We start from the raw sequence: 26,582 nt of genomic DNA on the forward strand, positions 1-26,582 counted from the left end.
ATTGATCTGTTTCTCAAATTTGAATACGTTTACCCTTACGTATCTCTTTTAGCAGTGACTCGCGCATAGATTCCAGGTAGCTATCTACATCACTCTCGTCAGCCAGCCAGGCTTTATCAAATAAGATTTTCACTTCGCGGCTGGATACATACTCAATCTGTGGCTCTTGCTTGACCGTTGGTGAAGGGTTCTCACCTTTGTCCGTGATAGTAGAGGTGCCGGATTCAGGCCCTAGTTTAAGTGTTGGTGTCGTCGGTTGTGCCCATGTTGCCATCTGGGAAAGTAAACTTCGGTATTCGCTTTCTTCAAATCGGCGCAGCTCATCTCGGATGACAGCAATCAGATCCTGACGCTCTAAATTCGCACTAAATGTATTGAACTCTCGGGTGAGTTGCTCCTGTTGTTCTTTATTCAGCATACCAAATTCAGCCATGCCACAGAGACGAGCTTTGAGGGCAAGAATCTTCTCTTTGCCTTTGGTAATCTCTTCCACAAGCTGAGCATTGACTTTCTTCTGCAATGTTTCGAGCTGCAATTTCACTTGTTGCATCTGATTACCTTTGAAACATTTAGGATCCTCAAGGCTGATGGTTATTTGTTCGGCTTCATCACCTTTGATATAGGTAAAATTTGGCTTCTGAATTTGAACAAACTTACAGGCGTTATCGAAGATATCTTTTTGTGGGCCACTCATAAATTTGCGAACCGGATCGATAATGCTTTCTTTCATATCAAAAAGAATGTCTTCTTGAGGGATAAGTTCAGTTAGATACCAAGTATACGACTTACCATTAAGTTCTTTGAGCTTTTCGATTACTGGTATCAGCGATTGTAAGAATGGATACTTGGATGCCTCACCAGTCCTTGTTTTGAGCTCTTGCATGAGATTGTGAAAAGCAATACCCGTTTCCCTACCTAGAATCTTAGCCTCATTAGCTGGTGGTGGGGTATCAAAAAAATCTTGGAAAAATTCTTTAAGTGCACGCACCTGAGATGCTGTAAATTCAATTTGGGGTTCCAATACCACATTGCCATGTCCATGAGTATTGCGCAATGCGCGTTCCAACTCATCATCTTCAAGAAGATTGCCATCAACTCTTAGCTCAATTTTGCCAAGAGCACACAGTTTAGCTAATGTACAAAGAACAGCAGCAAACGGCCAGCCATAGGGCTTATGCTCAAATTTCTCCAGCAAACTTTTTAGTGTTGTACGTACACCACCTCGATTATTGCTGTGGATGAAAGCCAATAATTCTTGCTCCGACTCAGCCAACGAAGTTACATCATTGCCCAAAAGACTCTGCTGGGATTTATTAAGACACGTTATAATATCATTTTCAGTATAAGTAATACCTCGCAGCATATTTAGATTCGGATAGGCGCGGGTGATAAGTTCATGAAATCCACGCTGTACTCGGGTTTGTGCATCTTCAGAACTAATCTCAACTTCTTCACCGGCAATAAAAAATCTCGCCCTAGAAATAAGACCATGAACATGCAGTTTAAGCTCGACATATCGTTCCTGATTTTGGAATTCTTTGTCATTCAAAATCCGTTTTACTGCCTCGTGTTGGGTCATTGTCATATTCTGCCGGATGTATTTTTCCGTCTGCTTATACATCAATAAATCACGCATCAATCTATCATCCGCTGGTAAGACAACAAATAGCTCATCGCTCTTATACATTGAGTTAGTCAGCAGCATCTGTTCATTTTCAGCGTGTTCATGAAATGGGCTAATGATATGAATAGCTAGCTCTTGCTCACGGCCATATAACCGATCATCCATTTTCCTGGAAAAAATATAATCTTGTCCATTTTTGTCAAACCGTATTTTTCTGTGCTTAATAATATGATCGAATACAATAGTCTCAAGTTCTGAGGCTATATCAGGTGACTCCACCTCTGTGTTTTTAATTTCTTTTTCAACATCTTTTTCTTCATCCGTGAGATATTCATACAAGTCACCATGACGTTGCAAATAAGTTTGTTGTTCCAGAAGATTAAGCGTCTCTTCAACCCTCTTTCTCAGTGCGGGGAGATCCTGATTAAATCGTTCAAGCATCAGAACACATAAATTTCGAGCAGTTGCCTTAAACTCCTTGACGTATTTGATTAAAAAAAGAGCTTTTAACAATTGGATTGCGAAGTCATTATCAAGGTTGTTTTCAGCATGAATAATCGCTCTTTGAATATTTGACTTTAAAGCAGTACGAATCCCTTCAAACATCAAATCAAAAGTTGCAAGCTGACCTATTTCCTTATCCCCAATCTTAACTGCTACTTGCTGAAACACACCTAACATGGAGCGCTCTCCAACAGAACTGTGTTTACCCTCAAAAGCATCATGAGATGATAGATTTTGAATGGCTGATTGGAATAGGCTAAATTGATAAGGAATGAATGGATAACTATGAATGAAATGATCACGATCTTGGAAGTTACGATAAGATTGAGCACCATCTACAAAATCAAATAGCGTTTTAAAATTATTCGACTGCAAATGATATATATCTGAGAGTAGATTAATGCCTTTCGCTGTTTTCATGAGCAGACGTTTTTGTATAACCTCAGCTACATCTGCGCTGGTCAGTTTCATACGATTATTAAACCGGGCCTGAATTTTTGTGAAATCGTTACCTTGCTGTTTGCTCATTTCACCAACGACGGTCCCCATGTCTTCCTGTGCGGTGACAATCACCCAGGCGCGTCCCCTACATTTGGTAGCCAAACTCTCAGCAATAGTCTGGAGATTTGTCATCAACTTGACGTTATCTGCAATATACTGCCCGACTTCATCAACAAAAAAATTTAGACGAAAATTGGGTGATTGCCGTTCTATATATGCATGTACTTGCTCCGCAAAATCTTCGATCGATACTCGATAGTCGCTGCGGTACTTATCGAGAATCCCCATGGCTGAAGACTCATCACCACTCATTGCCTTAGCATACGCTATGGCTATGTTTTTTGACTCAAATAGCGCTTGTTCACGACCCTTTTGCCATGGTTTACCTGCTGCGGATGCATAGGCTGATTTGAACTTCTCGTAGCAACCACGACTGTCAAGATCTCTCTCAAACTGAGCAATATGTCCTTGTTTACCATAATAGCCACACATATCATCAAAAACTTTTACGAAAACTGCGAGTAAAGCATCAATCTCAGTTTTGCTGATGACATCCGCCTTTTGGTCAATATTAAAGAGAATGCTTTTTGAAGGAATGGCTACAGCCCGTTTAAGATCACCACGTAATATTTCATTGTCCACACATTTGGGCAAGAATAGTTCCAGAGCAGAAGCCCCATCTATTGTTCTATTTTCGACTAAAATTGCCAGCATCTTCAATAAATGAGACTTACCTGAACCAAAGAAACCTGAAATCCAAACACCATTGGCACCTTCATAGTTGTTGTAGGCATCCAAAAAAGATTCCAATCTTTTCTCAACTTCATTAGTCAACACGTACTCTTCAATCTCGAGACGAAGACTTGCAGCATCATCAGCTTTTATGACTCCCTCAATCGGACGATCTAATGGTTTGTTAAAAATGGTCTTAAGAGTCATCAAACTTTCCTCTTTTATGGTTCGCAGTGAAAAATATTGAATGCCCGATAATATTTATCGTCATGTAGCCTCCCAAAAAGATCGAGCGATGCTCCGGATTCCAATGAATGAGTATAATTTCCGGGGAAAAACATCACAGTTGGCTTTTCTTTGGCTGTGCTCTGTAAATTATTTAAAACATTGTGTGAACGAATGTAAGGAAAAACTTCACCAATTCCAGTCAGAAAAAGTACTTCATAGTCTACATTTAACAGTTTAGTCGCTATAGCTGGCACTAGATGCGCTTCAGGATCGAGTACGCCTTGCAACAGCTCTTTTAGTTGATCTTTTGAAACAAATTCCTCCCTTTCAAGGATCTGGTGCCAAATAGCTCGATCTTTAAGAATTTCGATCGATAAATCGTAAAGATTTATTTCCAAAATACGAATACCAAGCAGCTCAAGGCGCTTTACCAATTGATGCTGATAGCGTTTTATTTCAACAGATTCTTCAGGCTTAAAAGGACATATGAAGAATGGAACTTCATTACCAAGTCCCTGCTTATTAAGAAATCGCTGACTTGATAAGACGGATAAGAGATGCTGAAATCTATCTTGTATAGGCATTTTGGCTATATCGTATGACATTTTTCCCTCTCTTTTAAATCGGATTCAAATAAAGGGAAATACAATACTTCGCGAGGATTCCCCTTATGCAGAAGATCCAATAGTCTGGGACTCAATATAGCGCCATTAATTATATTTTTTGTCGTTAAGAGCCCTGCTTCTCGAAGAAGCTTGAACAGAATTTGTCTTAATTTGTATTTTGTCGAAGGAGCGATTTCATCAAGCTCAGAATGCCATTCTGATTTTCGGTTCAAGAATGTGTTAAAATCTTCGTGTGTCAGATCAGTTTTTAATGTAATAAAACGCTCTCGAAGTACTTCGACGGCAAAATCAGCAATAAATCTATACCTACGGCATATGGCTAGCCACAAAAGATAGGCTTGCTCTTGATGGCGGCCCCCAACGAACGTCTCCAGTTCTGCTCGGTTTAGAACTTGAAGCCTGGAAATAATCTCCTTAGAAATTCGCTTGAGCGTGCTTAGTGTTCTAGTTTGCAACATGTTTTCTAGCATGACTATTTCTCGAACAGCATCCCAATCTCCAAGTTCAAGATATAACTCGGCCAGCTTCACCGATTCACGATGAAGAAGACTACCCCCTATAAATGACATGTTATATCTTTCGGTACTCATTTTTTCTTATGTTTCCTTGCAGTAATGATCCGCTGCACCACCAGCCTTCACCCACTTATCCACTTCATTTTTCTTAAGCTTCCAAAGGCGACCCATACGATGCGCGGGCATTTCATGTTTATCAATCCACTTGTACACGGTGTCACTGCTAACACCGAGGTATTTACATATTTCACTTATTGATAACCAACGGTCTTCCATCTCTTCCATTTTCAAACTCCTCGTGGGCGATGGTGTAAAACAATGTAATTGCATAAATCGAAGTATGGGGAAAACTGGTATGTATCCCCCATTTAAATATCTTTAAAGTATACAAACAGGTTAACTGATGTCAACCGATCTTTGCCGATTTAAGCCGATTATTTGCGAAGCAAACTATTATTACTATTAGAGTATACAACTAAAATTTGTAGAGAGGCTGGATAATGGGTTTTATTGGAGGTCATTGAAATAAAGAGGAAATGAAAAAATGATCATTAATATGAATGAATCTTCTGGACTACTCTACCAAGAATTTCTATTTCAAGACCATCGTCAAGTTTAATATTTGGCCAATTGTCATTCGACGTTATCAGCTCAAATTCGGATGAGGTATAAGACAATTTCTTATACTGACAAATAATTACCTCCTTTTGCCCCTCAACTTTAACCGCAACGTAATCTCCAGGCTTAGGTAAAATTAAAGGATCAATAACCAGTAAGTCATTAACTCGAATTTCAGGCATCATACTTTCATCTGTCATTGTAAGCGCAAATGCTTCATCACTTAGTTCCGGTAGTAATACAGCACTTACAGAAATTAATGCAGCATCGATACATGTGCCTTGCTCACGAATTGCATTGACATGTAGCCTTGCTTGACAAGCCTGATGATGATCCAAAAGCGGAATTAAGTGACTGGTATTTTTTACAGTTTTTACCTGTGCCTCATCCGACAAACACATCAAATAAGCCGGTGAAACATCCAACGCCCGCGCAAGCGATTTAATCTCTTCCGGACCGGGAGTACGCACACCCTGCTCCCAATTCGTCAGGCGCGTTTGTTTCAACCCTCCAGCAAGCTCTCCAAGAGCCTTTAACGTCAAGCCTTTCGCCTTCCGTGCTTCAAGAATACGTTTGCCAATTTCCTTTTTGATATTTAGCTCAGTCAAATTTACCCCTAAAAAATGAGAGTTAACTATTGCAATATCACTTTACGTGATATAAATTAGTTTATAAATTCACATATCGTGAATAATAATCTTTTATTTTTATAAAGATATCACATTATGGAAATAAAAACGAGGATAAACAGGGATATTACCCATGATGGATTTTGTGATTAATGGTGATGAGTTAGAAGCAATGTGTGGTTTACCCCATATTCAGCAACTAGCTTATTTAAGAGGGATACGACCTTATATGGACGTTAAAACCGGAACAGTGGGAATCAAAAGGCGCATAAGTCATCAGTCGATTTCTGAGCAGCTTTATGTTGAGCCGCATCAAGGCATAAAAAGCCAAAGTTTCTCCCGTGATCAGGTACGCCGAGCCGTGTATGGTTTAGCTCGTGCTGGTTTAATTGAAATTCAATCTGACGGTATGCAGCTTATTTTAAAATGTCCTTTAGCTTCGTCGGATTATTCTGTCCAAAATAAAGCCGCCATAAACCCACCACAGAAAGCCGCCATAAACCCGCTCGAGAAAATCCTTGTAAATACTGGGTTAAATGAGAGTCAGGATGAAAAAGCCGACATAGTTGAAACCCCAAAAGCCGCCATACCTCTAAAAGAAGATAATTATATTTATTTATTACGCCAATTCGATCACTTCTGGCGTTTATACCCCGAGAAAAAATCTCGCGAACGAGCTTTTGAGATTTTCCAACAAATCAATCCCGATGAGCAGTTACTACAAACCATGCTGCAAGCACTGGACAGCCAAATTAAAGCCCATCATGCCAAAAAAGCCCATGGCGAGTGGGTTCCTGCATGGAAATTTCCAGCGAACTGGTTATTGCAAAAATCTTGGGAAGATGAAGTCAGAATCGAATTAACGCAGGAGAAAAGGAATGAGAAGCGTCGCACAAATACTAACAACGAAGCCATTGACCCCTTCTGGAATCCAGAAGCAGGAAGCAGTGAAGACGAACAGCAGCAATCCAACGTCATCAGTCTGCGGAGCTACCGACAGCTCTAAAAAGCGGATTGAGAATCTGTTTACCCGCTTTGCTGTGTTTTACGGGCATTTATGGCGCAGCCAGTTTAAGAGTGAAGGATTTTTGGAGTTTGCAAAAAAGGAATGGCTGGAGGGTTTAGAACCATTCAGTGATGCGGTTTTGAATGAGGCGATTTTGTCTTGTCGTGACCATACCGAGATGCCGCCGAGCTTGCCGCAGATGATTGGTCTTTGTCGTGACATCAAGAAACGTCGTTCGTTTTATGTAGCAAAAGATGCGTACCAGCCCGTAAGCGAGGCTGTGGTTGAGCAACATATCAGGCAATGCAAAGCCTACTTAATTTAACAAAACAAGGAGAAAAACCATGTTGGTTTTAACAAGAAAAGTTGGTGAATCGGTAGTTATCGGTGAAGACGTGTACTGCACGGTGGTGGGTTATCGTGATGGTGAAGTGCGTCTGGCCTTTGATGCCCCGCAGTCGCTTCCCATTCACCGTGATGAAATTCAAAGACGCATCTACAGAGAGCGTCAACAGGATGCCTGGTTTTATGAAGCCGCTCCTAACAAAGTAAGCATCGTGGATCGACTCATCTCCAAATTTAAACACAGCAGCCAGCCTGCAGCGCATCATCAATAACGAGGGAATGAGTCATGACTAAGCGCTCCATGAATCAAAGGCCAGGTACAACGGCCATAGCATTAGCTCTGATAGTGCTATCCCCCTTTGCATCGGCAAGTCCTGCTTCCAAAGAATATGTGGACAAGCAAATTAAAGAGGCGGTTGAACAGGTTCAGATTCAAATCCACCAGGAAAACACCCGAATTGAGGCGCAAATCACCGAACTGAAACATCATATCGGTGAGTTGTATCAAGGCGGCGTAGTGTTTTGGTTGGATGAGTCGCATCAACATGGCTTGGTTGCTGCCCGTGTAATCCCAACAACTGGTTCAGGCATTCCCTGGAGAAATGGTGAAAGTGGCGACAAAACCACCAATGCCCGGGCGAATGGTCTTTTTGCGGGTCTTTCAAACACGCATCTTATCATTTCTGAACAAACGATTGACGATCAGGAAGGCCAATTTGCCGCACTGATTGCCCATCAATTCGCGGTTCAGGAAGATGACGAGACCCCTTGTAATCAAACTCATGCTTGTTATGGCAACTGGTATTTGCCGTCATTGGCAGAGTTACAACTGATACGACAAAACCTCTACCTTCATGGGTTAGGACAATGGATTGCAGGTCGTTATTGGAGTTCTAGTGAAGACAGTGTGTCTAGCGCCTTTGTGCTCGACTTTGGCAGTGGTGCCCAGTCTAGTACGGATAAGGCGATGGAGGCTCATGTTCTTCCCATCCATGCATTTTAACCGATAAGGAATCAAACCATGACATTAAAAAAATTACTTGGACTTGCGTTGCTGCTACCAGCTGCATCCTCATTTGCAGCCGATGATACTGAAATGTGGGCCAAAATTCAGTATGCCTACACATTAATCGGCGAGGCCAACACCAACATTCAGAAACTGTTTGACGAGGTTGCACGATTGAAAGCAAGCCAAACCGTGCATCACGTGGGTGAGTCCTACCATGGTGGCATTATTTTCTGGGTGGATGAGTCCAAACAACACGGCTTAATCGCCAGTAAAATTGACGTGACCGAAGAAGGCATTCAATGGCGCAATGGGGCTTCAGGCAACAAAATCACCAATGCACGCGGTGATGGTATCGGCTCTGGTGAGACCAATACGCGCCTCATCATTGCAAGCCAGACCATTGATAATCAAAAAGGCCGCTTTGCTGCCCTCCTGGCCTCTCAATTTCAAGTTCAAGCTGATGGCATCACGCCCTGTAAAACGCCCATCGCCAATCAAGGTGTTTGTTATGGCGGCTGGTATTTGCCCTCAGCTTTTGAGCTGCAATTGATGCACACCAATTTGCGCATAGGCAATCGCGCATCCTTTGCCCCGGATTTTTATTGGACCTCAACCGAAGCAAGTGCTTCGAACGCATGGCTGATTAATTTTTCAAGTGGGGAATTAGTTGCTAGCGATAAGGCAAACACGATGGGTCGTGTCAGGACAATATCCCGTTTTTAATCAACAAGGATGCGCTATGAAAATTCATTATCTGTTTTTGGGGCTAGCGCTTTTTAGCCCCCTGACTCAGGCAAGTAATTGCTTTGATTGCAAAGGACTTCGCTTCGGCATTTCCGGCAGCACTGGAGCCACGCAGTATCAGCATGCGTATGCCCATGATGGGCAAAGCGTGTTGGGGCGGTTGAGTTTGGAGGCGCAATACGATGTTTCTGAGATGCTAAGTACTGGCTTGGAAATCGGGGTACAAAACGGCAATACCATGCGACTCGACACCCCAAAACCAACACTTGATGTATTAGGCGGTGAGCCGGTGGGTATCGTGATTAAACCCATGATTGATGCATTGCTCACCCTTAAGGTAACACCCTTTGATAACCCTGGTGTGTTTGGCTTTGTTAAAGGAGGACTGGCTTACAGACAATTACAAGTCGATAGAAATGAAGTCAACGATTTAGCAAAAACAAGCGCTGAGCTTCAGGTCGGGCTTGGCTATGGCATGAGTGATAACAGTGCCTTTTTTCTAGGCTATCAGCATGTGTTTGGCAGTAATCCCAATTATCAGGTCAATCCCTTAATTGAAACGGGCTACATCGAGGGGATCCCTTCTCAGGATGCAATACTCCTGGGGTTATCCATCGTATTTTAATCACAAGAACAAGGATCATGATGATAGAACATGACGATGAAAGCGTTACGGTAAAAGACAGAGCTAAAGAGAAGCTGCGACGTGATTTAGGATCTTTAATCGAAAGCGCGTTAAACGATCCGAAAACTGTTGAAATCATGCTTAATGCCGATGGCAAACTGTGGCAAGAACGTCTTGGCGAAACCATGCATTGCATCGGAAGCATTCTTGAGGCACGTGCAGAATCCATCATCAAAACGGTAGCAGGATTTCATGGTAAAGAGGTTACGCGATTTAATCCAATATTAGAAGGCGAGCTGCCACTGGATGGTTCGCGCTTTGCGGGACAACTACCTCCCGTGGTATCCAAACCCACCTTTGCCATTCGTAAAAAAGCCATCTCGGTATTTAGCCTGGATGACTACGTGCAATCAGAGGTGATGACTGCAGCCCAATGTGCAGTGATTAAAAATGCAGTGAAGACGCATCATAACATTCTGGTTGTTGGCGGCACGGGGTCGGGTAAAACCACATTAGTTAACGCCATCATCAATGAAATGGTGAATCACTCGCCCACTGAGCGCGTCTTTATCATTGAAGACACAGGTGAAATTCAATGCGCGGCTGAAAACTGCGTGCAATACCACACCACTCTTGATGTCAACATGACGCAACTTCTAAAAACCACCTTGCGAATGCGCCCTGACCGAATCCTGGTTGGTGAGGTCAGAGGCGCTGAAGCACTGGATTTACTCGATGCCTGGAATACCGGACATGAGGGTGGTGCCGCCACGCTTCATGCCAATAACTGCCTTGCTGGACTTCAGCGCTTGAAATCCCTGATTAGCCGCAACCCTGCTGCACCGGCTGAGATTGAGCCTCTTATTGGTGAGGCGGTTCACTGTGTGGTGCATATCGCAAGAACACCATTAGGGCGGCGCGTTGAAGACATCATATCTATAAAAGGCTTTGAAAACGGACATTACATCATCGAAACACTCATTTAAGGAGAACCCCATGAATCAGGCAACACTGTTTAACTATAAAAACCTCTGGATGACAGGAGCTGTGATTGTATTACTGCTACTCATCACTCACCCGGCATGCGCATCGAGTGCCGGTGGTGGACTTCCTTTTGATTCCTGGCTTACCAAAATCCAAAAATCCATTACTGGTCCCTTTGCTTTCTCAGCGGCCATCATTGGTCTTGTTGCCGCAGGAGCCACACTGATTTTTGGTGGTGACATGAATGGCTTTATGCGCACCCTGGTGTTTTTTGTATTGGTACTTTCATTCTTAGTCGCTGCACAAAACACCATGACAGCGATTACAGGCAAAGGCGCTGAAATTTCCAGACCAACTGTTACGGAGTTTGCGCCATGAGCCTTCGAACGATTCCAATACGACAATGCGGCAACCGCCCCAGTCTTTTTATGGGAGGGGATCGCGAACTGGTCATGTTTTCAGGATTGCTATCCGCCATTTTAATCTTCGCGGCTCAAGATTGGCTAGCTGCCATTTCTGGTGCTGCCCTTTGGTTTTTATCATTAAAAGGACTTCGTCTGATGGCCAAGTCCGATCCTTTTATAAGAGCGGTTTATTTAAGACAAAGAGGCTATCAAGCCTATTATGCTGCCCGCTCAACCCCTTTTCGTAACAATCAACGGGGGTATTTATGATTGCTTTCATGAGCTTTTTTATTAGCATCACCGGACTTGTATTGTTAGGATCGCTATTTGCCCTCACTCGATTGAAAAGCCGCGAGCACCATGTCAGAAAGCATCGCAGTCAAACGGCTGGACTAGTGGATTTATTAAACTATGCGGCAGTCGTCGATGATGGCGTGATTGTCGGCAAAAATGGCTCGTTCATGGCTGCCTGGATGTATCAGGGGGAAGATATTGCGAACACCACCGATGAAGCGCGTGAAATGATGGCGTTTCGCATCAATCAAGCCTTATCTGCCATGGGTAATGGCTGGATGATTCATGTCGATGCGATAAGACGTGCTGCACCCGGCTACAGTGAACGTGATGCCTCACACTTTCCCGACCCAGTATCAAAAGCCGTTGATGAAGAACGACGGCAGCTCTTTGAAAACATGGGCACGTTATTCGAAGGCTATTTCGTGATGACGCTGACCTGGTATCCACCAGTTTTGGCTCAAAAACGTTTTGTTGAATTGATGTTTGATGACTCAGGGGAACCCTTAAGCCAAAAAGCAAAAACTTATCAATTGATTGAAACGTTCAAGCAAGCCTGCAGAAACTTTGAATCACGCATGAGTGCGGCACTGCACCTTGAGCGATTGGGTTCAGAAGTGATCCTTCGTGAGGATCAAAAAGTCACCCAAGACCAGTTTTTAAGACACATTCAATACTGCGTCACAGGGCTAAATCACCCGGTGAATCTGCCTAAAAACCCCGTGTATCTCGATGCATTGATTGGCGGTCAGGAATTAACGTCAGGGATTACTCCTAAAATCGGTCGCAAGTTCATTCAATGCGTTGCCATTGAAGGGTTTCCCATGGAATCTTATCCCGGCATTTTAACGCTTCTAACGCAGTTGCCCGTTGAATACCGTTGGAACTCTCGCTTTATCTTTCTAGATGCCCATGAAGCCGTGGCACATTTCACCAAGTTTCGTAAAAAATGGAAGCAAAAAGTCAGAGGCTTTTTTGATCAGATGTTTCAAACCAACTCAGGGGTTATTGATGAAGATGCGCTAAATATGGTTCAGGATGCGCAAGCCGCGATTGCTGAAACCAACTCGGGCATGGTAGGTCAAGGCTACTACACCTCTGTAGTGGTATTAATGGATGAGGATAGAGCGCAGGTTGAGAGTGCAGCGCTTTTTATTGAAAAGAACATCAATGCCTTAGGCTTTAGTGCACGCACCGAAACCATCAATACCATGGATGCGTTTATGGGCAGCCTGCCTGGTCATGGCGTTGAAAACATCAGACGGCCTTTGATAAACACCATGAATCTGGCGGATTTACTCCCCACATCCAGTATTTGGACCGGCGAAAACAAAGCCCCTTGTCCACTGTTTCCACCCAACGCACCGCCTTTGATGCACTGCCTCACCAGTGGTAATGCACCATTTCGCTTAAATCTGCACGTGAGAGATTTAGGTCATGGCATCATGTTTGGCCCCACACGCTCAGGAAAATCAACCCATCTGGGTTTACTGGCATTGTCCTGGCGGCGTTATAAAGATGCGCGAATTTATTCTTTTGATAAAGGCATGTCCATGTATCCCACCTGTAAGGCAAGCGGTGGCGAGCATTTTACTATTGCAGATAAAGACTCGCGTCTGGCATTCGCTCCCTTACAGTTTTTAGAGACCAAAGCTGATAGAGCCTGGGCTATGGAGTGGATTGATACCATACTGGCCTTGAATGGTCTCAATACAACACCTGCGCAACGCAATGAAATCGGCCATGCCATTATCAGCATGCATCAAAGCGGCTCTAAAACCTTATCCGAATTTGTCATGACCATACAGGATGAACCCATCCGTGAAACTTTAAAACAATACACCATTGATGGTTTGATGGGGCATTTGTTGGATGCCGAATCCGATGGCCTGGGCTTGTCGTCCTTCATGACCTTTGAAATCGAGCATCTTATGGGTTTAGGCGAGAAATTTGCCTTGCCGGTGTTGCTCTATCTCTTCAGGCGGATTGAAACCTCATTGGATGGTCGCCCCACTTTAATCCTACTTGATGAAGCCTGGTTGATGCTGGCGCATCCGGTATTTAAAAACAAAATTGCAGAATGGCTTGATTCCATGGCGAAGAAAAATTGCGTGGTGTTTATGGCAACCCAGCATTTATCGCATGCTGCCAATTCTGGCATTTTAGACGTGATTGTTGAATCAACCGCCACCAAAATCTTTTTACCGAATCTGTATGCCAGAGATCCAGAAACACGCCTGATATATGAACGCATGGGATTAAACCCACGCCAGATTGACATCATAGCGTCAGCCCAACCCAAACGCGATTACTACTATGTCAGTGAAAAAGGTCAGCGTCTGTATCAATTGGCCTTAGGCCCTTATGCCCTGGCGTTTGTTGGCGCAACCGATCCCGATTCCATCGCTCGCATGAGACAACTGGAACAAAAGCATGGGGATGCGTGGGTTGCTCAATGGCTTTTAGAAAAAGGAATTTCCACAGAACTCTATGGAGAAGCAGCATGAAACAAGCATTAACCAATAACCCTTATCTCAACGCCAGACGCGCATGGAATGTTCATACCGCCGGGCTTATGAAATCCCTACAGGTTTGGCAATTGGTGGGCTTAAGTAGCCTTCTGATTGCCTTGGCTGCCGTAGGCGGACTCATAGCTATTGGTAGCCAATCCAAATTTATCCCTTTGGTCTTTCAGCAAGATGCCAACGGTAATACGTTATCCATCACACGCGCTGAAAAGGTTGGTGACGCCTCAATAGATGATTATCGCGCGGCAGCGGCTCATTTTATTGAAAACATTCGCATGGTAAGCCTGGATGTGGAGCTGCAAAAGAAAGCGGTGTTTCAAGTGTACTCCTACCTTAATGCCAATGATGCCGCGTTAACGAAAGTTCAAGAGTTTTACAGCGACAAGCAACAATCCAATCCATTTGAACGAGCCACGCATGAAATCGTCAGCGTTGAGATTCGCTCCGTGCTGCAAGAATCCGATCAAACCTGGCAAGTGGACTGGATAGAAACTGTCAGAAATCGTGATGGTACGCTCAAAGAAAAACCACGCATGATGAAAGCGATGATTAACCTATATCAGGACAATGAAGTCCATGATGCCGCCAGTGAGTCCATGCTAAAAAATCCTCACCTGATTTATGTGCGTGACTTCAACTGGTCCTACGAATTAAAGCATGGAGAACAGCAATGAAACGAATCATCAGCACCTTGTGTTTACTCACCCCACTAGCTGGGTTTGCACTGGATAATACCGAGATTGCCAACCGATATTTTTCAGAAACCGATCCTAAGCTCTCAACTCAGGAAAAGCAGGCACTAGACATTGCAGAGCGTACCCAAAAAGGCGAAAAAACAAGTAAGCCTTTTGCCTCTGCCGATGGTTCGGTCAGTTTTATTTATGGCTCAGGACAAATCCGCGTGGTATGTGCACCATTACAGGTTTGTGATATTGCCCTGCAACCCGGTGAGCAGTTTAACGACATGAATGTTGGTGACCCGCGTTTTGTCGTAGAACCCTCCATCACAGGAGCAGGCAGCTCACAACAAATCCATCTGCTCATCAAACCTAAAGATGCAGGGCTTGATTCATCAATGGTTGTCACCACCGACCGAAGGACGTATCACTTCAGACTAAAGTCCGATCGCACCGAGTTCATGCCCTACATTTCATTCACATACCCCGATGAAGCAAAAGCCAAGTGGCAACTCATTCAACACATGCAAGCTGAAAGACGCAAAATGGATACCTTGCCAGAAACCCAGGAGTATCTAGGCGATCTTAACTTTAACTATAAAGTTCAAGGCAACTCCCGGTTGAAGCCGGTTCGAGTCTATAACAACGGCGTTAAAACCATCATCGAGATGCCCAAAGCCATGGCTCAAAATGACGCTCCTGCGCTTTTGGTTTTAAGAAGTAAAGGTCTTTTTGGAAAGTCTGAATCGGTCATGGTGAATTATCGCGTTCAAGGCTGTCGCTACATTGTGGACGGTGTATTCGATAAGGCGATACTTGTTATCGGAAGCGGTGCTTCTCAAGAAAAAATTACCATTTCAAGGTGCTCCAGATGAAAAACATAACCGTTCTATTTATAGCATTGTTGTTATCCAGTTGTGCCAGCATGCACTATGGGAATTTTACGCCAATATCACAAGTTCAGGGTGCGGTTTTGGCACAAGACTCAGCCAATCAATTAAGCCGCGTGTTTCCTCCGGCACAACACACCTTTTGCATGGGGCAAAAAGTGCGCGATGGCTTTGGTATTCAGTTGGTTCAGAGCTTTCGAAAAAAAGGTTATGGCGTGATGGAGCGTCAATGCCCCAAACAAAACGCTCATTTGCTCTATGTGCTTGATACGCTTGAATCACAAACACTCTATCGCGTAAGTCTTTTTGTAAGCATGCAGACGTTAAGCCGCGTGTATGCAAAAAACCAGGAAACCTTCTTCCCTGTCAGCGCCTGGACCCATAAGGAGTAATAACCATGAATCCCAATAAAGAGTATTTATCACCCGACCAATCCCCACAAAGGCTGCAAACCACAGGCGTGAAACGCGTGAATCAGATGCCACTTATCATTGCAATTAGTGTCTTAACGCTGTTTGTGTTGCTTATCGCATGGGTTGCAACGAAACGCGCCAATGCGCAAAACCAGCCATCAGAGCCGGTAAAAATAAAATCGCTTCAAAAAAACACCTTAAGCCTTGCCAGTGAGGTGGTAGGAAACCATAAAATGGCTATCATCCCACCACCTGATGCACCATCAAGCCGCAATGAAATCGCGCCCTTATCGATGCCAGAACCACAGCAATTGCGCAAGGAAGACGCGCTGACACAAGAAGTATCGGATGCTGAAATCGAGCGTATTCGTCAAGAAAAAACGCAGGATTTTGAAGAAGCGGTTAAGGCTAAAACATCGGTTATGGTTGATAACTCACGATTGAACAACCACCAGCAAACGACCTCAAACAGTGATCCTGCAACTGTATTTAAAGAGCAGCTTGCCTTATTACAAGAAAGACAAACAAAACCCATGCCGCAAGGTTTAGGTGGGGAAGAGGATGAGTCGCGCTGGCATTTAAATTCAACCTTGCAAAACCCTAACAGTCGCTATGAATTAAGAGCTGGCAGTGTGATTCCCGGGGTGATGATTAGTGGTATTTCTTCCGAGTTGCCCGGACAAATCATCGCTCAGGTATCACAAAATGTGTATGACACCGCGACCGGTAAGTATTTATTAATTCCTCAGGGAACCAAGATACTGGGGCTTTATTCCAGTGATGTGGGCTTTGGCCAAAACTCGGTGCTAGTAGCATGGCAACGACTGGTATTTCCAGACAGTAAAGCGCTGGATATCGGCTCTATGCCCGGAGCTGATAGTGCTGGTTTTGCCGGATTTCGCGATCAGGTGGATCATCATTACGGGCGCATTTATGGCTCAGCGCTTTTAATGTCAGGGATTATTGCTGGCATCACCTACAGCCAAAATACCAATCAGGCCAATCAGTATGGATACGCACAACCCACAGCGGGCAGCGTGATGAGTCAGGCGTTGGGGCAGCAGCTTGGTGAAGTGACCTCGCAGCTCGTTTCAAAAAACCTGAACGTATCACCCACCATCCAGGTACGCCCGGGATACCGCTTCAATATCATCGTGGTGAAAGACTTAACCTTTAAGCAACCCTATAAATCATTTGCCTATTAAGAAAGGAGCACGATATGAAACTGAAAGCCTTATTAATTTATTGTTGCACACTGCCAGTCTTGGCAAATGGCGCACCCGTATTTGACGTTGCGAACTGGATTCAAAATGGAAAAATGATTGCAACACAACTTAGTGAGTATAGAACCCAGGTCGAGCAATACAAAAACCAGCTCGATCAATATCAAAACATGCTCGAAAACACAAAATCACTGACCTCCTATGAATGGGACAATGCCAATTCAGTGATTAATAACCTGCTGGAATCAACCAACACCATTGATTATTACAAACAGGAGGCAGGCAGTCTTCAAGGTTATCTGGATCGATTTCAAAGTCAGGAATACTACCAAAACATCGCCTGTTTTAATGCACAAGGTGAATGCAGTCCAGAGGAAATCCGAAAAATCAAACAAAACCGACTCCGCGCATCAGTTGCCGAAAAACGTGCTAATGATGCCTTGATTAAAGGGATTGATAAACAGCAACACAGTCTAAAAGAGGATTCGGCCAAACTCCGCGTGTTGCAATCTCAGGCACAAAACGCCACAGGGCAAAAGCAGGCACTCCAGGCCGGCTCTCAATTGGCCAGTCAACAATCCCACCAATTGCTTCAAATCAGAGGTCTGCTCTTGGCTCAACAAAACGCGCAGGCAGTGAAGGATGCGGCAAATGCCAATAAAGAAGCCATACAAACAGCAGGTGATGAACATTTCAGATCGGGTGTGTATCACAAGAGTTCAGGAAAAAAATGGTAATTTTTAACAACAAGGAGAAAAAATGAAACATTTAACACTATGGACGATGGTATGTGTTGCGCTGCTCTCTGGATGCAATAACTCTGAAGCCAAAAAGGCTCAGCATCTTGCCTCATTAACCTGTGAAAGCTCCAGAGAACATCGCACCACAGAGGAGCTGCAAGCCATCGGGGATGCGTGTTTTCGGGGTGGCAGCTATACGAAAAGCTCAGGGAAAAAATGGTAATCCTATGAATAAACGAATAACTCCTTATTTGATTATCCTGTTCTGGCTTGGATTTTCTGCTTGCTGTCATGCCAAAGGGCATGGCATCGACAGTCGCGATTTATTGGATAACATTTTGTATCGCTTTTCCAGCACGTCTGCACTTTGGAGCCAAATCATGCTCGGCTACGCCCGATACCTCTTTTGGTCTTTGGCCTTGGTGAGCATGGTGTGGACGTATGGCTTAATGGCGTTGCGTAAAGCCGATTTGCAGGAGTTTCTAGCCGAAACGGTGCGGTTTTTTGTTGTGGTCGGTTTTTTCTATTGGCTCTTAGAGAATGGACCGGCCATTGCAAAATCCATCATTGATTCCATGCGGCAACTGGCGGCACGTGCCTCAGGCATTGATGAGCACGTATCGCCATCGGATATTGTTGATGTGGGATTTGATATTGTATCTCGCGCCATCGACAGCTCATCCATCTGGTCGCCTGCAGCAACCACCGTAGGATTAATCGTTGCAGGGGTTATTCTCATCGTGCTGGCTTTAGTCAGTATTAACATGCTCATTATCTTAATCACCGCATGGGTTTTAACCTATGGCGGCATCATTTTATTAGGTTTTGGTGGTGGACGCTGGACTCAGGATATTGCGATTAATTACTACAAAACAGTCTTGGGGATTGCACTGCAAGCGTTTGCCATGATTTTAATTATCGGCATCGGCAAGTCCTTTGTGGATCAATATTATGCGGCACTGTCTGAGAGCATGACGCTTAAAGAAATGTTTGTCATGTTGGTGGTTGCCGTCCTTTTGCTGGTTCTCATTAATAAAATCCCTCCCGTTCTCGCAGGCATCGTATCAGGCGGTGGTTCAGGTGGTGGTGGCGGTATTGGTCTTGGTGCTGCCATGGGAGCTGCAGGAATCGCCGGAGCTGCGATGGCAAGTGCGGCAGGTGCTGCAATGACTCAGGGAGCTGGAGGCTTATCGGCACTGAGCGCAGCCTTTAAGGCCGCCAGTCAAAGCGTTAATTCCGGCAGTACAGACTCCATGTCAGCTCAGGATAAAAGCTCCAAAACCGGTGGGTTAGCAGAAGCTATGGGAAGTGCTGCCAAATTTGCGGGTTCCTTTGGCTCCCATTTAGCCTCTGGCACGATGGATGTGGCTCGTGAAAAAGCAGCCACGATTAAAGAAGCCGTTGCGGAAAAAATTGCTGACACCACGGGTGGAAAAATTGCGGATGCCATCCAAAGCAGAATGGATGCCTCGGCGTCTAAATCTCAAGAGACTGACTCAGAGCAGATTGTTTCCATGGGTGCGCCAGAAGGCAGTTTTAGCGCAGGACATGAGGCCTCGGATGAAGTCAGCCAGTTTGTAAACCAGAAAACCGCTGGAGCGCATCAATGAGTCATAGCAAACCCAACAACGCTATAGGCCCTCAAGTCAGGCAAAAAAAATCGGGCAGGCTCAATACATCATTAGTCGCGCTGGTCATCGGGGCTTTTGTAATTAGCATGCAAATCGGCACCCAGTTTCTGGCTTACCAGTTTCATTATGCCGAGGGCTTAGGCAGCTCTCTTGCGCATGTTTATATGCCCTGGCAGATGTTCATTTGGGCGATGAAATACCAATCGTTTTACCCCGATACGTTTCATGCGGCCTTTGGTGCCATGGTCATGAGTGGCTCATTGCTTTTAATGATGATCGTATTGACTTCCAGATATTTTAAAACGAATGAAATCAGTGAATACCTGCATGGCTCTGCCCGTTGGGCGAATTGGGAGGATTTAAAGCAAGCAAGCCTCGTTGGCCATGATGAAGGCGTTTATGTTGGGGCATATGAAGATGACAAAGGAGAGATTCATTATTTGCGCCATAATGGACCGGAGCATGTTTTAACCTATGCCCCAACACGCTCAGGGAAAGGTGTTGGTCTTGTGATGCCGACACTTCTATCATGGAAACATTCCTGTGTGATTACCGATTTGAAAGGTGAGCTTTGGGCGATGACCGCTGGTTGGAGACAAAAACATGCGCATAACAAAGTCATTCGCTTTGAGCCTGCAACACTAAAAGGTTCAGCTCGCTGGAACCCTCTGGATGAAATCAGAGTGGGTACTGAATCTGAAGTGGGAGACGTACAAAACCTGGCAACCCTTGTGGTTGATCCCGATGGTAAAGGGCTGGATACCCATTGGCAAAAAACCTCACAAGCCCTATTGGTGGGCTTTATATTGCATGCGATTTACAAACTAAACCACCAGGGGGAACCTGCGACCTTTCCCAACATTGACCGCATGCTGGTTGATCCCAATATTAATATTGCCGATCTGCTGATTGAAATGACCCAATACCCACATGTTGATGGCAAAACCCACCCTGTCATTTCTGCCTCGGCTCGAGACATGATAGACCGACCCGAAGAAGAAGCAGGCTCCGTATTATCTACTTTAAAATCCTATTTGGCTTTGTATCGTGATCCAGTAGTCGCACATAACGTCTCAGCTTCTGATTTTTGCATTCGTGATTTAATGAACCATGAACATCCTGTGAGCCTTTACATCGTGACCCAACCAAATGATAAAGCAAGGCTTCAACCTCTGGTGCGCGTGATGATCAATATGATAGTGCGATTATTGGCTGACAAAATGGAATTTGAGCGGGTGTCTGATGATAAAGGTCAGTCCTATGTTCAAACGAAAAAAACCTATAAACATCGCCTGTTGTGCATGATTGATGAATTCCCAAGCCTTGGAAAACTCGACATTCTGCAGGAATCATTAGCCTTTGTTGCGGGATACGGCTTAAAGTTTTACTTAATTTGTCAGGACATCAATCAGCTAAAAAGTCGTGAACGTGGCTATGGTCCTGATGAAACCATCACCTCTAATTGCCATATCCAAAATGCCTATCCTCCAAACCGGGTTGAAACAGCTGAACATCTTTCCAAGCTGACAGGCCAAACGACCATTGTTAAAGAGCACATCACCACCAGTGGCAGACGCTTTTCAGCGTTTTTGAATCAAATATCAAGAACCATTCAGGAAATATCAAGACCCCTTCTGACGGTGGATGAATGCTTGCGTATGCCCGGTCCTAAAAAAGATGCCAATGGCTTGATTGTTGAGGCGGGTGATATGGTGATTTATGCCGCTGGCTTTCCTGCCATTTACGGCAAACAACCGCTTTACTTTAAAGACCCGGTTTTCATGGCAAGAGCTTCTGTTGAAGCCCCCTTACATTCCGATAGATTGCGCGCTCAATTGAGTGAGGAAGAGGTCATCAAGCTATGAGAAAAATAGCGATTATTTTCATGGCGTTGATTACTACAGGCATTCTTTTTCATGCATTGGGATTCAGAATAAACCTGACAGAATCCATTCCTGTGGGTTTATATCGTGTGACCCATACAGACACCCTCAAAAATGCTTACGTGATTTTTTGCCCTGATGACCGAGCCGCGTTCCGCTTAGCCAAAGATAGAGGCTATATTGACCACGGTCTGCCCTGTGGAGGCTATGGGTATTTAATGAAAAAAGTGGTCGCAGTTTCAGGGGATGTGATTTCTGTAACCCCCCAAGGAGTCTATGTAAATCAAGAACTGCTCCCTTACTCAAAACCAAAACTTAAAGACGGCATGAACCGCGCCTTGCCTCAATGGCGGGTAACGCACTACCCACTTCAAAATGATGAAGTAATGACAATGACCAGCCAAAGCGAATGGTCATTTGATGGTCGCTATTACGGCCTTGTTCACACAAGGCAAATCAAAGGAATGATCACACCCGTATGGGTATTTAACAAATAGGAGTACAGCATATGAACGATAACATTGATCTGATGGACATCATTGGAGACAAATTCGAGGATTTGGAAGTCCCGGGCTTTATTACCGAAGTCAGTCCAATAGAAGCCGATATGATGGGCGCATTTTTCGAAGATGCACTGAATGAAGCCGATGCGATGGAGGCGATGTATGACTAAATTGCCTTACCATCAAGTGGTTGCCAATCAACTCATTGAAAGTCTGAAAGCCGGAACCGCCCCGTGGTTAAAACCATGGGAGCCAGGCACAGGTGATGGCCAGATGCCTTATAATCCAGTGACTGGCAAACGCTATCGCGGCATTAATGCCTTGTATTTGATGCTTCATCCCAGCGATGACAACCGCTGGCTCACCTACAAGCAAGCTCAAAGCATTGATGCGCAAGTGCGTAAAGGGAAAAAAGGCACCAGTATTCAATATTGGAAATTTCAAGAAGAGCACATCAAAAAGGATGATAACGGTCATCCCGTGCTGGATGCACAAGGCAATCCGATAAAGGTGCTGGTCAATCTGGAACGCCCCAAAGTGTTTTACGCCACAGTCTTTCATGCCTCACAGATTGATAACATGCCAGAACTCGTCAGGAAGGAACTCGACTGGTCTCTGATTGACAGGGCTGAAACCTTGTTACATCAATCGGGTGCTACCATTATTGATTCCGAAGCCGACCGAGCCTTTTACCGATTATCGACCGACAGCATCCATCTGCCGCCAAAAGAGCAATTTAAATCCGCAGCACATTATTACGCCACCGCATTGCATGAGCTGGGGCATTGGAGTGGTCACCCATCACGACTTCAGCGCGATTTAGGTCATCCTTTTGGCTCAGATGCCTATGCACGTGAGGAACTCCGGGCAGAAATTGCCAGCATGATCTTAGGTGCAGAGCTAGGCATTGGCCACGATCCATCCCAACATACCGCTTATATCAAATCATGGATTCGGGTATTGGAAGATGATCCGCTTGAAATTTTCAGAGCCTGCGCGGATGCCGAAAAAATTGTGAGTCATCTGTGCGCGTTTGAACAAACGCAAGATCTGCAAAAAACAGCTTCTATTGACATCAGGGATGATCAACTCGAAGAGGAAATCCACATGAGCGCTGAACCAATCACCACGGAAAAACGATGGCTAAACATCCCCTACAAAGATAAGGAAACCGCCAAAGCCAGGATTGGTAAACTGCCCGATGGAACACCGGGAATTGCTTGGGATAAAATTCAAAAATGCTGGTATGCAAATCCGGGTGTTCCCATGGAAAAAATCAAACCCTGGCTTCCAGAACAACAAGAAGTTACTCAAGAAAAAGCACCTGCTCACATTGATGAATTTAAAGAAGCCTTGCTAAGCCTTGGTGCTATCATTTCAGGTGAGCATCCCATCATGGATGGTAATCCACATCGCATCGCCATGGATGGAGATAAACAAGGAGAAAAAGCAGGATTTTATGTGGCGCACTTAGATGGCATTCCAGCCGGGTACATTAAAAACAATCGGACTGGTGCCGAGCTTCACTGGAAAAGTAAAGGCTACATTCTAACTGCTGAGCAAAAATCAGCGCTTAAGGCACAAGCGCTTAAACATCAGCAAGCCCGTCAGCGTGAATTGGAAGCCAAACAACATCATACCGCGTTAAGACTCCAGCAAAAGCTATCCCAAATGAGTGAAGTGAGAGAACCCACGCCCTACCTGAACGCCAAAGGCATTCAGGTACACTCTGGTGCATACACCGATAATGAAAACAAACGCACCTGCATCCCCGCCATGGATGTTGACGGCACCATTTGGTCCATTCAATACATATCCGAGGATGGCACCAAACGCTTTGCAAAAGACTCTAAAAAAGAAGGCTGTTTTCATGTCTTGGGTGGACTGGAACAATTGTCCAAAGCATCTGTTATCATCATCGCTGAAGGCTACGCCACTGCAGCAACGATAAAAGAAGCCACAGAACTGCCAGCAGTGGTTTCAGCCTTTGATGCAGGAAACCTTAAAGCTGTCGCCAAGGCATTACATGAAAAATATCCCAAAAACCCCATCATCATCGCCGCAGACGATGACAAGCATCTTGAAATCACCCAAGGTGTCAATCCGGGCAAAGAAAAAGCTATGGAAGCAGCCAAGGCGGTTAACGGCATCATGATTCTGCCGACCTTTGCGCCCAATGAGCAGTCGGAACATCCTAAGAGATTTAGCGATTTTAATGATCTGGCCAATCAGAGTTGCTTGGGGATTGAGGGCGTGAGGCGTCAGCTGAAACCTCAGCTTAATGAACTGTCTAAAAAATACAAACGATTGCAGCAGCCTGTTAAAAGTAATGTAGTATCAATGTATTAAACTGAATTAGCTTGCGGCAATTAAATGAAATTATCTTTTAATTGCCGCTTAATGCAATAGTTAAAATTCAGCTTTGCGGTAAAAAAATTAACAGCCTCTATGATTCAACTCACCATTCGGCATGACCGTACATTTAATACTTTTAAACTGTGCGAGCTGCTCTTTTGTTAAGTTTGAACCGATTAAAATGGAGTTCTCCATAGTCACATTTGTCAAATTGGCATTTGTGAAATTAACTTCCGATAAATTAACCCCATCCAATTTGGAATTACTTAGGTTCACATCGCTAAAATTTGCTCTGCTGAGATCAACGCGATCAAATTTAGAGTGGCTCAGATTCACTTTATCAAAGTTCGATTCCTGAACCTTTAACGGTTGCGGAAATTTACGAAAAGTAGCATTATTCATAACGCTTCCTGAAAAATTCATTTTATAAAATGAACCTAAAAACTCAGTTTGTATCGCATAAGAATTAATCAAGAACCCATTATCATGATCCTCATAAATACTAACGCCACTCAACTCACAACCTTGACAGTAATTTGTATCATTAAATATTTTCAAATCTTCAGGATCAGCCAAACCTTTTGATTGAGTTGGCAAAGACAAACCCATGATAATAAACAATGTCACTAATTTATAATTTTTCATTATTCCCTCTAGAAAAAGCTTGCCGGATTAATTGCAAGTAAACTCACCATCATTGGTGTAGACTTCGCCATTCGAAAGCGTGGCGCACTTATATGTTTTTGTGTTAGAAAGATGCTCTTTTGTAATATTTGAACCTATCAGGATTGCATAACTTAGATCGGCATTATCAAAATTGACACGCTCAACATGGACTCTACTAAAATCAGCATGTTTTAGATTTGCGTTTGCAAAATTAACATCCACCAGATTTGCTCTTAAAAAGGAAACTCCTTCCAGACGCGCATAATTAAAATCAACTTGGTTGAAAGAGCAGGAAGACCAATGTCCGCTCATTGAAATATGAGAAAAATTAACGTTGTTAAACGTCGATTTGATGAAATTAACGGTACTTAAGTGAGAATATGACAGGTTAGAATTTCGAAATATTCCATTATCAAATTGATCATTGCTTAAATTTGACTGTACAAAATTTGTATCAACAAAACTAGAGTCGATCAATTTATAGCCGGACAAAGAAAAACGAGTAAACAACGTACCATCAAATTTCCCAGATTTTTCCTTCATTGACCAATTAGACGAAAAAGAGCTTTGTGTCAGGTTACATCGAATGCAATCCGTTTCATTTTCGAAGCTGCTAACATCACTAGGGACATATGCATAGGCGTGAAAGCTAGGGCAAATAATTCCAAATAAAGAGGCGGTTAGAACAATTTTTTTCATTATATTTCCTTTTATAATTAGGCTCGGAATTCTACATTTCAAAAAGAATGATCGCAATTAAGAATTTTTAGTGGCTGAATTAGATGATTCCTCGTGATATATACCATTAGCCTTAAGTAAGGCTAATGGTTATAGTATTTTGCTTAAGGAGATATCACTTGCTTTTGCCACTGGCCATTTTCTTGCAAATTGTATTGAGAAACATCAGAAAGTTCATCGGTACGATATTGGTAAAAGGTAAATTTGGTAGGAATGATACGATAACCACAATACAATGATGTATAGGGTAAGTCTTGATCTTTATAGTCCTGTTCAATCCTGTATTTTTTGTCTTCCAATATCTGTTTTGAGTCGATAGGTTGACTTGAGGTAGGAGCATAGGCAAGAAACCGTAGCTGAGCGATTCTTGGATAACTGGACCAATAGGCCTTATTTTCTTCCTCAGTAAGCGCTTCAATAAGGGCTTCTAATATCACTTCTCGTTGCATTAACTCAAACCAGAACAAAAGACTAACACGAGGATTTTCGGCAATTTCAGTTACTTTTCTTGTCCCCTTTTGCGTAAAAAATAAAATTCCTTGAGGTGTAATTTCTCTAATGGCAACCACTCGAGAATGAGGTATTCCTTCTGTTGTTGCAGTAGATAATATTGCCTGCTGTGGGTTAGGGGCACCCTTATCCTTTTCTTCTTTTATCCATTGTTCTAATCGTTTGATAGGCATTCATTTATCCAAAAGTTCATATGGTACGCATTATAATCAATAGACTATATTGTTCAAATAAAATTGGAATAACCAGGTCAACCGCGTCTGAATTTAATCCTCTTATAAGGGTCGGAGGTACATCATCACCGATGTATAAATGGTAAATCCTAGACCGTATAAAGATCAGCTGTCTGTTATTCTCTTGCAATTTATAAATTCCTTATTTACACTCCCATCAGGTTGTCGATATCCCCGGTTATGAGTGGCCGAAAAACGATTTTC

The 26,582-nt window shown here is 43.8% G+C and carries 29 protein-coding genes; 21 read left to right on the forward strand and 8 right to left on the reverse strand.

Going from position 1 to position 26,582, the window contains the following annotated elements:
• Positions 1-13: 13 nt before the first annotated feature.
• From brxC to EL201_RS13185, 5 genes are all read right to left on the reverse strand, one after another.
• Positions 14-3,568 (reverse strand): BREX system P-loop protein BrxC, encoded by a 3,555-nt coding sequence (brxC, locus tag EL201_RS13165; RefSeq protein ID WP_027222687.1) that lies wholly within the window; start codon positions 3,566-3,568, stop codon positions 14-16.
• A 14-nt stretch (positions 3,569-3,582) separates the two neighbouring features.
• Complete coding sequence (locus tag EL201_RS13170; protein ID WP_027222688.1) at positions 3,583-4,194, reverse strand: DUF1788 domain-containing protein; 612 nt, start codon at positions 4,192-4,194, stop codon at positions 3,583-3,585.
• Complete coding sequence (locus tag EL201_RS13175) at positions 4,179-4,805, reverse strand: DUF1819 family protein (RefSeq protein WP_027222689.1); 627 nt, start codon at positions 4,803-4,805, stop codon at positions 4,179-4,181. Before EL201_RS13175 ends, EL201_RS13170 begins: the two co-directional genes overlap by 16 nt.
• A 6-nt stretch (positions 4,806-4,811) precedes the next feature.
• Positions 4,812-5,015: a helix-turn-helix domain-containing protein gene (locus EL201_RS13180; protein ID WP_027222690.1), complete on the reverse strand. Its 204-nt coding sequence runs from the start codon at positions 5,013-5,015 to the stop codon at positions 4,812-4,814.
• 266 nt (positions 5,016-5,281) lie between these two features.
• Positions 5,282-5,956, reverse strand: coding sequence for a LexA family protein (locus EL201_RS13185; RefSeq protein ID WP_027222691.1), 675 nt, complete (start codon positions 5,954-5,956; stop codon positions 5,282-5,284).
• Positions 5,957-6,113: 157 nt separating this feature from the next.
• Here EL201_RS13185 and EL201_RS13190 point away from each other — a divergent pair, with 157 nt between their 5' ends.
• Genes EL201_RS13190 through EL201_RS13285 form a run of 21 tightly spaced genes read left to right on the forward strand, consistent with a single transcriptional unit; the run spans position 6,114 to position 24,225 of the window.
• On the forward strand, positions 6,114-6,983 hold the full coding sequence (locus EL201_RS13190) for an LvrA C-terminal domain-related protein (protein ID WP_027222692.1): 870 nt from the start codon (positions 6,114-6,116) through the stop codon (positions 6,981-6,983).
• 16 nt (positions 6,984-6,999) lie between these two features.
• Positions 7,000-7,308: a hypothetical protein gene (locus EL201_RS13195; protein ID WP_027222693.1), complete on the forward strand. Its 309-nt coding sequence runs from the start codon at positions 7,000-7,002 to the stop codon at positions 7,306-7,308.
• A 19-nt stretch (positions 7,309-7,327) separates the two neighbouring features.
• Positions 7,328-7,600 carry a carbon storage regulator CsrA gene (gene csrA / locus EL201_RS13200; RefSeq protein ID WP_027222694.1) on the forward strand — a complete coding sequence of 91 codons (273 nt, stop codon included), beginning with the start codon at positions 7,328-7,330 and terminating at the stop codon, positions 7,598-7,600.
• A 14-nt stretch (positions 7,601-7,614) separates the two neighbouring features.
• On the forward strand, positions 7,615-8,331 hold the full coding sequence (locus EL201_RS13205; RefSeq protein ID WP_050598298.1) for an Lcl C-terminal domain-containing protein: 717 nt from the start codon (positions 7,615-7,617) through the stop codon (positions 8,329-8,331).
• Between the two features lie 18 nt (positions 8,332-8,349).
• Complete coding sequence (locus tag EL201_RS13210) at positions 8,350-9,060, forward strand: Lcl C-terminal domain-containing protein (RefSeq protein WP_027222695.1); 711 nt, start codon at positions 8,350-8,352, stop codon at positions 9,058-9,060.
• A 16-nt stretch (positions 9,061-9,076) separates the two neighbouring features.
• Positions 9,077-9,706 (forward strand): outer membrane beta-barrel protein, encoded by a 630-nt coding sequence (locus tag EL201_RS13215; protein WP_027222696.1) that lies wholly within the window; start codon positions 9,077-9,079, stop codon positions 9,704-9,706.
• 17 nt (positions 9,707-9,723) lie between these two features.
• Entirely contained in the window at positions 9,724-10,692 is a 969-nt protein-coding gene (trbB, locus tag EL201_RS13220) for a P-type conjugative transfer ATPase TrbB (RefSeq protein ID WP_414843014.1), read from the forward strand.
• 10 nt (positions 10,693-10,702) lie between these two features.
• Positions 10,703-11,068, forward strand: a complete 366-nt coding sequence (locus tag EL201_RS13225) for a TrbC/VirB2 family protein (protein ID WP_027222698.1) — start codon at positions 10,703-10,705, stop codon at positions 11,066-11,068.
• Positions 11,065-11,364, forward strand: a complete 300-nt coding sequence (locus EL201_RS13230; RefSeq protein WP_027222699.1) for a conjugal transfer protein TrbD — start codon at positions 11,065-11,067, stop codon at positions 11,362-11,364. The genes EL201_RS13225 and EL201_RS13230 overlap by 4 nt, the downstream gene beginning before the upstream one ends.
• Positions 11,361-13,895, forward strand: a complete 2,535-nt coding sequence (locus EL201_RS13235) for a VirB4 family type IV secretion/conjugal transfer ATPase (RefSeq protein WP_027222700.1) — start codon at positions 11,361-11,363, stop codon at positions 13,893-13,895. Before EL201_RS13230 ends, EL201_RS13235 begins: the two co-directional genes overlap by 4 nt.
• Complete coding sequence (locus EL201_RS13240) at positions 13,892-14,590, forward strand: conjugal transfer protein TrbF (RefSeq protein WP_027222701.1); 699 nt, start codon at positions 13,892-13,894, stop codon at positions 14,588-14,590. The genes EL201_RS13235 and EL201_RS13240 overlap by 4 nt, the downstream gene beginning before the upstream one ends.
• Positions 14,587-15,468 carry a P-type conjugative transfer protein TrbG gene (gene trbG / locus EL201_RS13245; RefSeq protein WP_027222702.1) on the forward strand — a complete coding sequence of 294 codons (882 nt, stop codon included), beginning with the start codon at positions 14,587-14,589 and terminating at the stop codon, positions 15,466-15,468. The genes EL201_RS13240 and trbG overlap by 4 nt, the downstream gene beginning before the upstream one ends.
• Positions 15,465-15,875, forward strand: a complete 411-nt coding sequence (locus tag EL201_RS13250; RefSeq protein ID WP_027222703.1) for a conjugal transfer protein TrbH — start codon at positions 15,465-15,467, stop codon at positions 15,873-15,875. Before trbG ends, EL201_RS13250 begins: the two co-directional genes overlap by 4 nt.
• Before the next feature lie 5 nt (positions 15,876-15,880).
• On the forward strand, positions 15,881-17,101 hold the full coding sequence (locus EL201_RS13255; protein ID WP_027222704.1) for a TrbI/VirB10 family protein: 1,221 nt from the start codon (positions 15,881-15,883) through the stop codon (positions 17,099-17,101).
• Positions 17,102-17,115: 14 nt separating this feature from the next.
• Positions 17,116-17,856, forward strand: a complete 741-nt coding sequence (trbJ, locus tag EL201_RS13260) for a P-type conjugative transfer protein TrbJ (protein WP_027222705.1) — start codon at positions 17,116-17,118, stop codon at positions 17,854-17,856.
• Positions 17,857-17,878: 22 nt separating this feature from the next.
• Positions 17,879-18,082 (forward strand): hypothetical protein, encoded by a 204-nt coding sequence (locus EL201_RS13265; protein ID WP_027222706.1) that lies wholly within the window; start codon positions 17,879-17,881, stop codon positions 18,080-18,082.
• A 4-nt stretch (positions 18,083-18,086) separates the two neighbouring features.
• Positions 18,087-19,469 (forward strand): P-type conjugative transfer protein TrbL, encoded by a 1,383-nt coding sequence (gene trbL / locus EL201_RS13270; RefSeq protein WP_027222707.1) that lies wholly within the window; start codon positions 18,087-18,089, stop codon positions 19,467-19,469.
• Positions 19,466-21,355: a type IV secretory system conjugative DNA transfer family protein gene (locus EL201_RS13275; RefSeq protein WP_027222708.1), complete on the forward strand. Its 1,890-nt coding sequence runs from the start codon at positions 19,466-19,468 to the stop codon at positions 21,353-21,355. Before trbL ends, EL201_RS13275 begins: the two co-directional genes overlap by 4 nt.
• Positions 21,352-21,870, forward strand: coding sequence for a conjugative transfer signal peptidase TraF (gene traF / locus EL201_RS13280; RefSeq protein WP_027222709.1), 519 nt, complete (start codon positions 21,352-21,354; stop codon positions 21,868-21,870). The genes EL201_RS13275 and traF overlap by 4 nt, the downstream gene beginning before the upstream one ends.
• Positions 21,871-21,881: 11 nt before the next feature.
• Positions 21,882-22,046, forward strand: a complete 165-nt coding sequence (locus tag EL201_RS15715; RefSeq protein ID WP_027222710.1) for a hypothetical protein — start codon at positions 21,882-21,884, stop codon at positions 22,044-22,046.
• Entirely contained in the window at positions 22,039-24,225 is a 2,187-nt protein-coding gene (locus EL201_RS13285; protein ID WP_027222711.1) for a zincin-like metallopeptidase domain-containing protein, read from the forward strand. The genes EL201_RS15715 and EL201_RS13285 overlap by 8 nt, the downstream gene beginning before the upstream one ends.
• Before the next feature lie 87 nt (positions 24,226-24,312).
• Here EL201_RS13285 and EL201_RS13290 read toward each other — a convergent pair whose 3' ends face one another.
• The 3 genes from EL201_RS13290 to EL201_RS13300 all read right to left on the reverse strand — a co-directional run bounded on the left by EL201_RS13290 (position 24,313) and on the right by EL201_RS13300 (position 26,318).
• Complete coding sequence (locus EL201_RS13290; protein ID WP_050598299.1) at positions 24,313-24,876, reverse strand: pentapeptide repeat-containing protein; 564 nt, start codon at positions 24,874-24,876, stop codon at positions 24,313-24,315.
• A 27-nt stretch (positions 24,877-24,903) separates the two neighbouring features.
• Complete coding sequence (locus EL201_RS13295; protein ID WP_027222712.1) at positions 24,904-25,596, reverse strand: pentapeptide repeat-containing protein; 693 nt, start codon at positions 25,594-25,596, stop codon at positions 24,904-24,906.
• A 143-nt stretch (positions 25,597-25,739) separates the two neighbouring features.
• Positions 25,740-26,318, reverse strand: coding sequence for a pyridoxine/pyridoxamine 5'-phosphate oxidase (locus EL201_RS13300; RefSeq protein ID WP_027222713.1), 579 nt, complete (start codon positions 26,316-26,318; stop codon positions 25,740-25,742).
• Positions 26,319-26,582: the final 264 nt, after the last annotated feature.

It is taken from the genome of Legionella pneumophila subsp. pascullei, assembly GCF_900637585.1.
Taxonomy (GTDB): Bacteria; Pseudomonadota; Gammaproteobacteria; order Legionellales; family Legionellaceae; genus Legionella; species Legionella pascullei.

What these genes read in the sequence shown, in the direction of transcription:
- brxC (WP_027222687.1), bottom strand. Translation starts at nt 3,568, where the DNA reads ATGACTCTTAAGACCATTTTTAACAAACCATTAGATCGTCCGATTGAG.
- EL201_RS13170 (WP_027222688.1), bottom strand. Translation starts at nt 4,194, where the DNA reads ATGTCATACGATATAGCCAAAATGCCTATACAAGATAGATTTCAGCAT.
- EL201_RS13175 (WP_027222689.1), bottom strand. Translation starts at nt 4,805, where the DNA reads ATGAGTACCGAAAGATATAACATGTCATTTATAGGGGGTAGTCTTCTT.
- EL201_RS13180 (WP_027222690.1), bottom strand. Translation starts at nt 5,015, where the DNA reads ATGGAAGAGATGGAAGACCGTTGGTTATCAATAAGTGAAATATGTAAA.
- EL201_RS13190 (WP_027222692.1), top strand. Translation starts at nt 6,114, where the DNA reads ATGGATTTTGTGATTAATGGTGATGAGTTAGAAGCAATGTGTGGTTTA.
- csrA (WP_027222694.1), top strand. Translation starts at nt 7,328, where the DNA reads ATGTTGGTTTTAACAAGAAAAGTTGGTGAATCGGTAGTTATCGGTGAA.
- EL201_RS13205 (WP_050598298.1), top strand. Translation starts at nt 7,615, where the DNA reads ATGACTAAGCGCTCCATGAATCAAAGGCCAGGTACAACGGCCATAGCA.
- EL201_RS13210 (WP_027222695.1), top strand. Translation starts at nt 8,350, where the DNA reads ATGACATTAAAAAAATTACTTGGACTTGCGTTGCTGCTACCAGCTGCA.
- EL201_RS13215 (WP_027222696.1), top strand. Translation starts at nt 9,077, where the DNA reads ATGAAAATTCATTATCTGTTTTTGGGGCTAGCGCTTTTTAGCCCCCTG.
- trbB (WP_414843014.1), top strand. Translation starts at nt 9,724, where the DNA reads ATGATGATAGAACATGACGATGAAAGCGTTACGGTAAAAGACAGAGCT.
- EL201_RS13225 (WP_027222698.1), top strand. Translation starts at nt 10,703, where the DNA reads ATGAATCAGGCAACACTGTTTAACTATAAAAACCTCTGGATGACAGGA.
- EL201_RS13230 (WP_027222699.1), top strand. Translation starts at nt 11,065, where the DNA reads ATGAGCCTTCGAACGATTCCAATACGACAATGCGGCAACCGCCCCAGT.
- EL201_RS13235 (WP_027222700.1), top strand. Translation starts at nt 11,361, where the DNA reads ATGATTGCTTTCATGAGCTTTTTTATTAGCATCACCGGACTTGTATTG.
- EL201_RS13240 (WP_027222701.1), top strand. Translation starts at nt 13,892, where the DNA reads ATGAAACAAGCATTAACCAATAACCCTTATCTCAACGCCAGACGCGCA.
- trbG (WP_027222702.1), top strand. Translation starts at nt 14,587, where the DNA reads ATGAAACGAATCATCAGCACCTTGTGTTTACTCACCCCACTAGCTGGG.
- EL201_RS13250 (WP_027222703.1), top strand. Translation starts at nt 15,465, where the DNA reads ATGAAAAACATAACCGTTCTATTTATAGCATTGTTGTTATCCAGTTGT.
- EL201_RS13255 (WP_027222704.1), top strand. Translation starts at nt 15,881, where the DNA reads ATGAATCCCAATAAAGAGTATTTATCACCCGACCAATCCCCACAAAGG.
- trbJ (WP_027222705.1), top strand. Translation starts at nt 17,116, where the DNA reads ATGAAACTGAAAGCCTTATTAATTTATTGTTGCACACTGCCAGTCTTG.
- EL201_RS13265 (WP_027222706.1), top strand. Translation starts at nt 17,879, where the DNA reads ATGAAACATTTAACACTATGGACGATGGTATGTGTTGCGCTGCTCTCT.
- trbL (WP_027222707.1), top strand. Translation starts at nt 18,087, where the DNA reads ATGAATAAACGAATAACTCCTTATTTGATTATCCTGTTCTGGCTTGGA.
- EL201_RS13275 (WP_027222708.1), top strand. Translation starts at nt 19,466, where the DNA reads ATGAGTCATAGCAAACCCAACAACGCTATAGGCCCTCAAGTCAGGCAA.
- traF (WP_027222709.1), top strand. Translation starts at nt 21,352, where the DNA reads ATGAGAAAAATAGCGATTATTTTCATGGCGTTGATTACTACAGGCATT.
- EL201_RS15715 (WP_027222710.1), top strand. Translation starts at nt 21,882, where the DNA reads ATGAACGATAACATTGATCTGATGGACATCATTGGAGACAAATTCGAG.
- EL201_RS13285 (WP_027222711.1), top strand. Translation starts at nt 22,039, where the DNA reads ATGACTAAATTGCCTTACCATCAAGTGGTTGCCAATCAACTCATTGAA.
- EL201_RS13290 (WP_050598299.1), bottom strand. Translation starts at nt 24,876, where the DNA reads ATGAAAAATTATAAATTAGTGACATTGTTTATTATCATGGGTTTGTCT.
- EL201_RS13295 (WP_027222712.1), bottom strand. Translation starts at nt 25,596, where the DNA reads ATGAAAAAAATTGTTCTAACCGCCTCTTTATTTGGAATTATTTGCCCT.
- EL201_RS13300 (WP_027222713.1), bottom strand. Translation starts at nt 26,318, where the DNA reads ATGCCTATCAAACGATTAGAACAATGGATAAAAGAAGAAAAGGATAAG.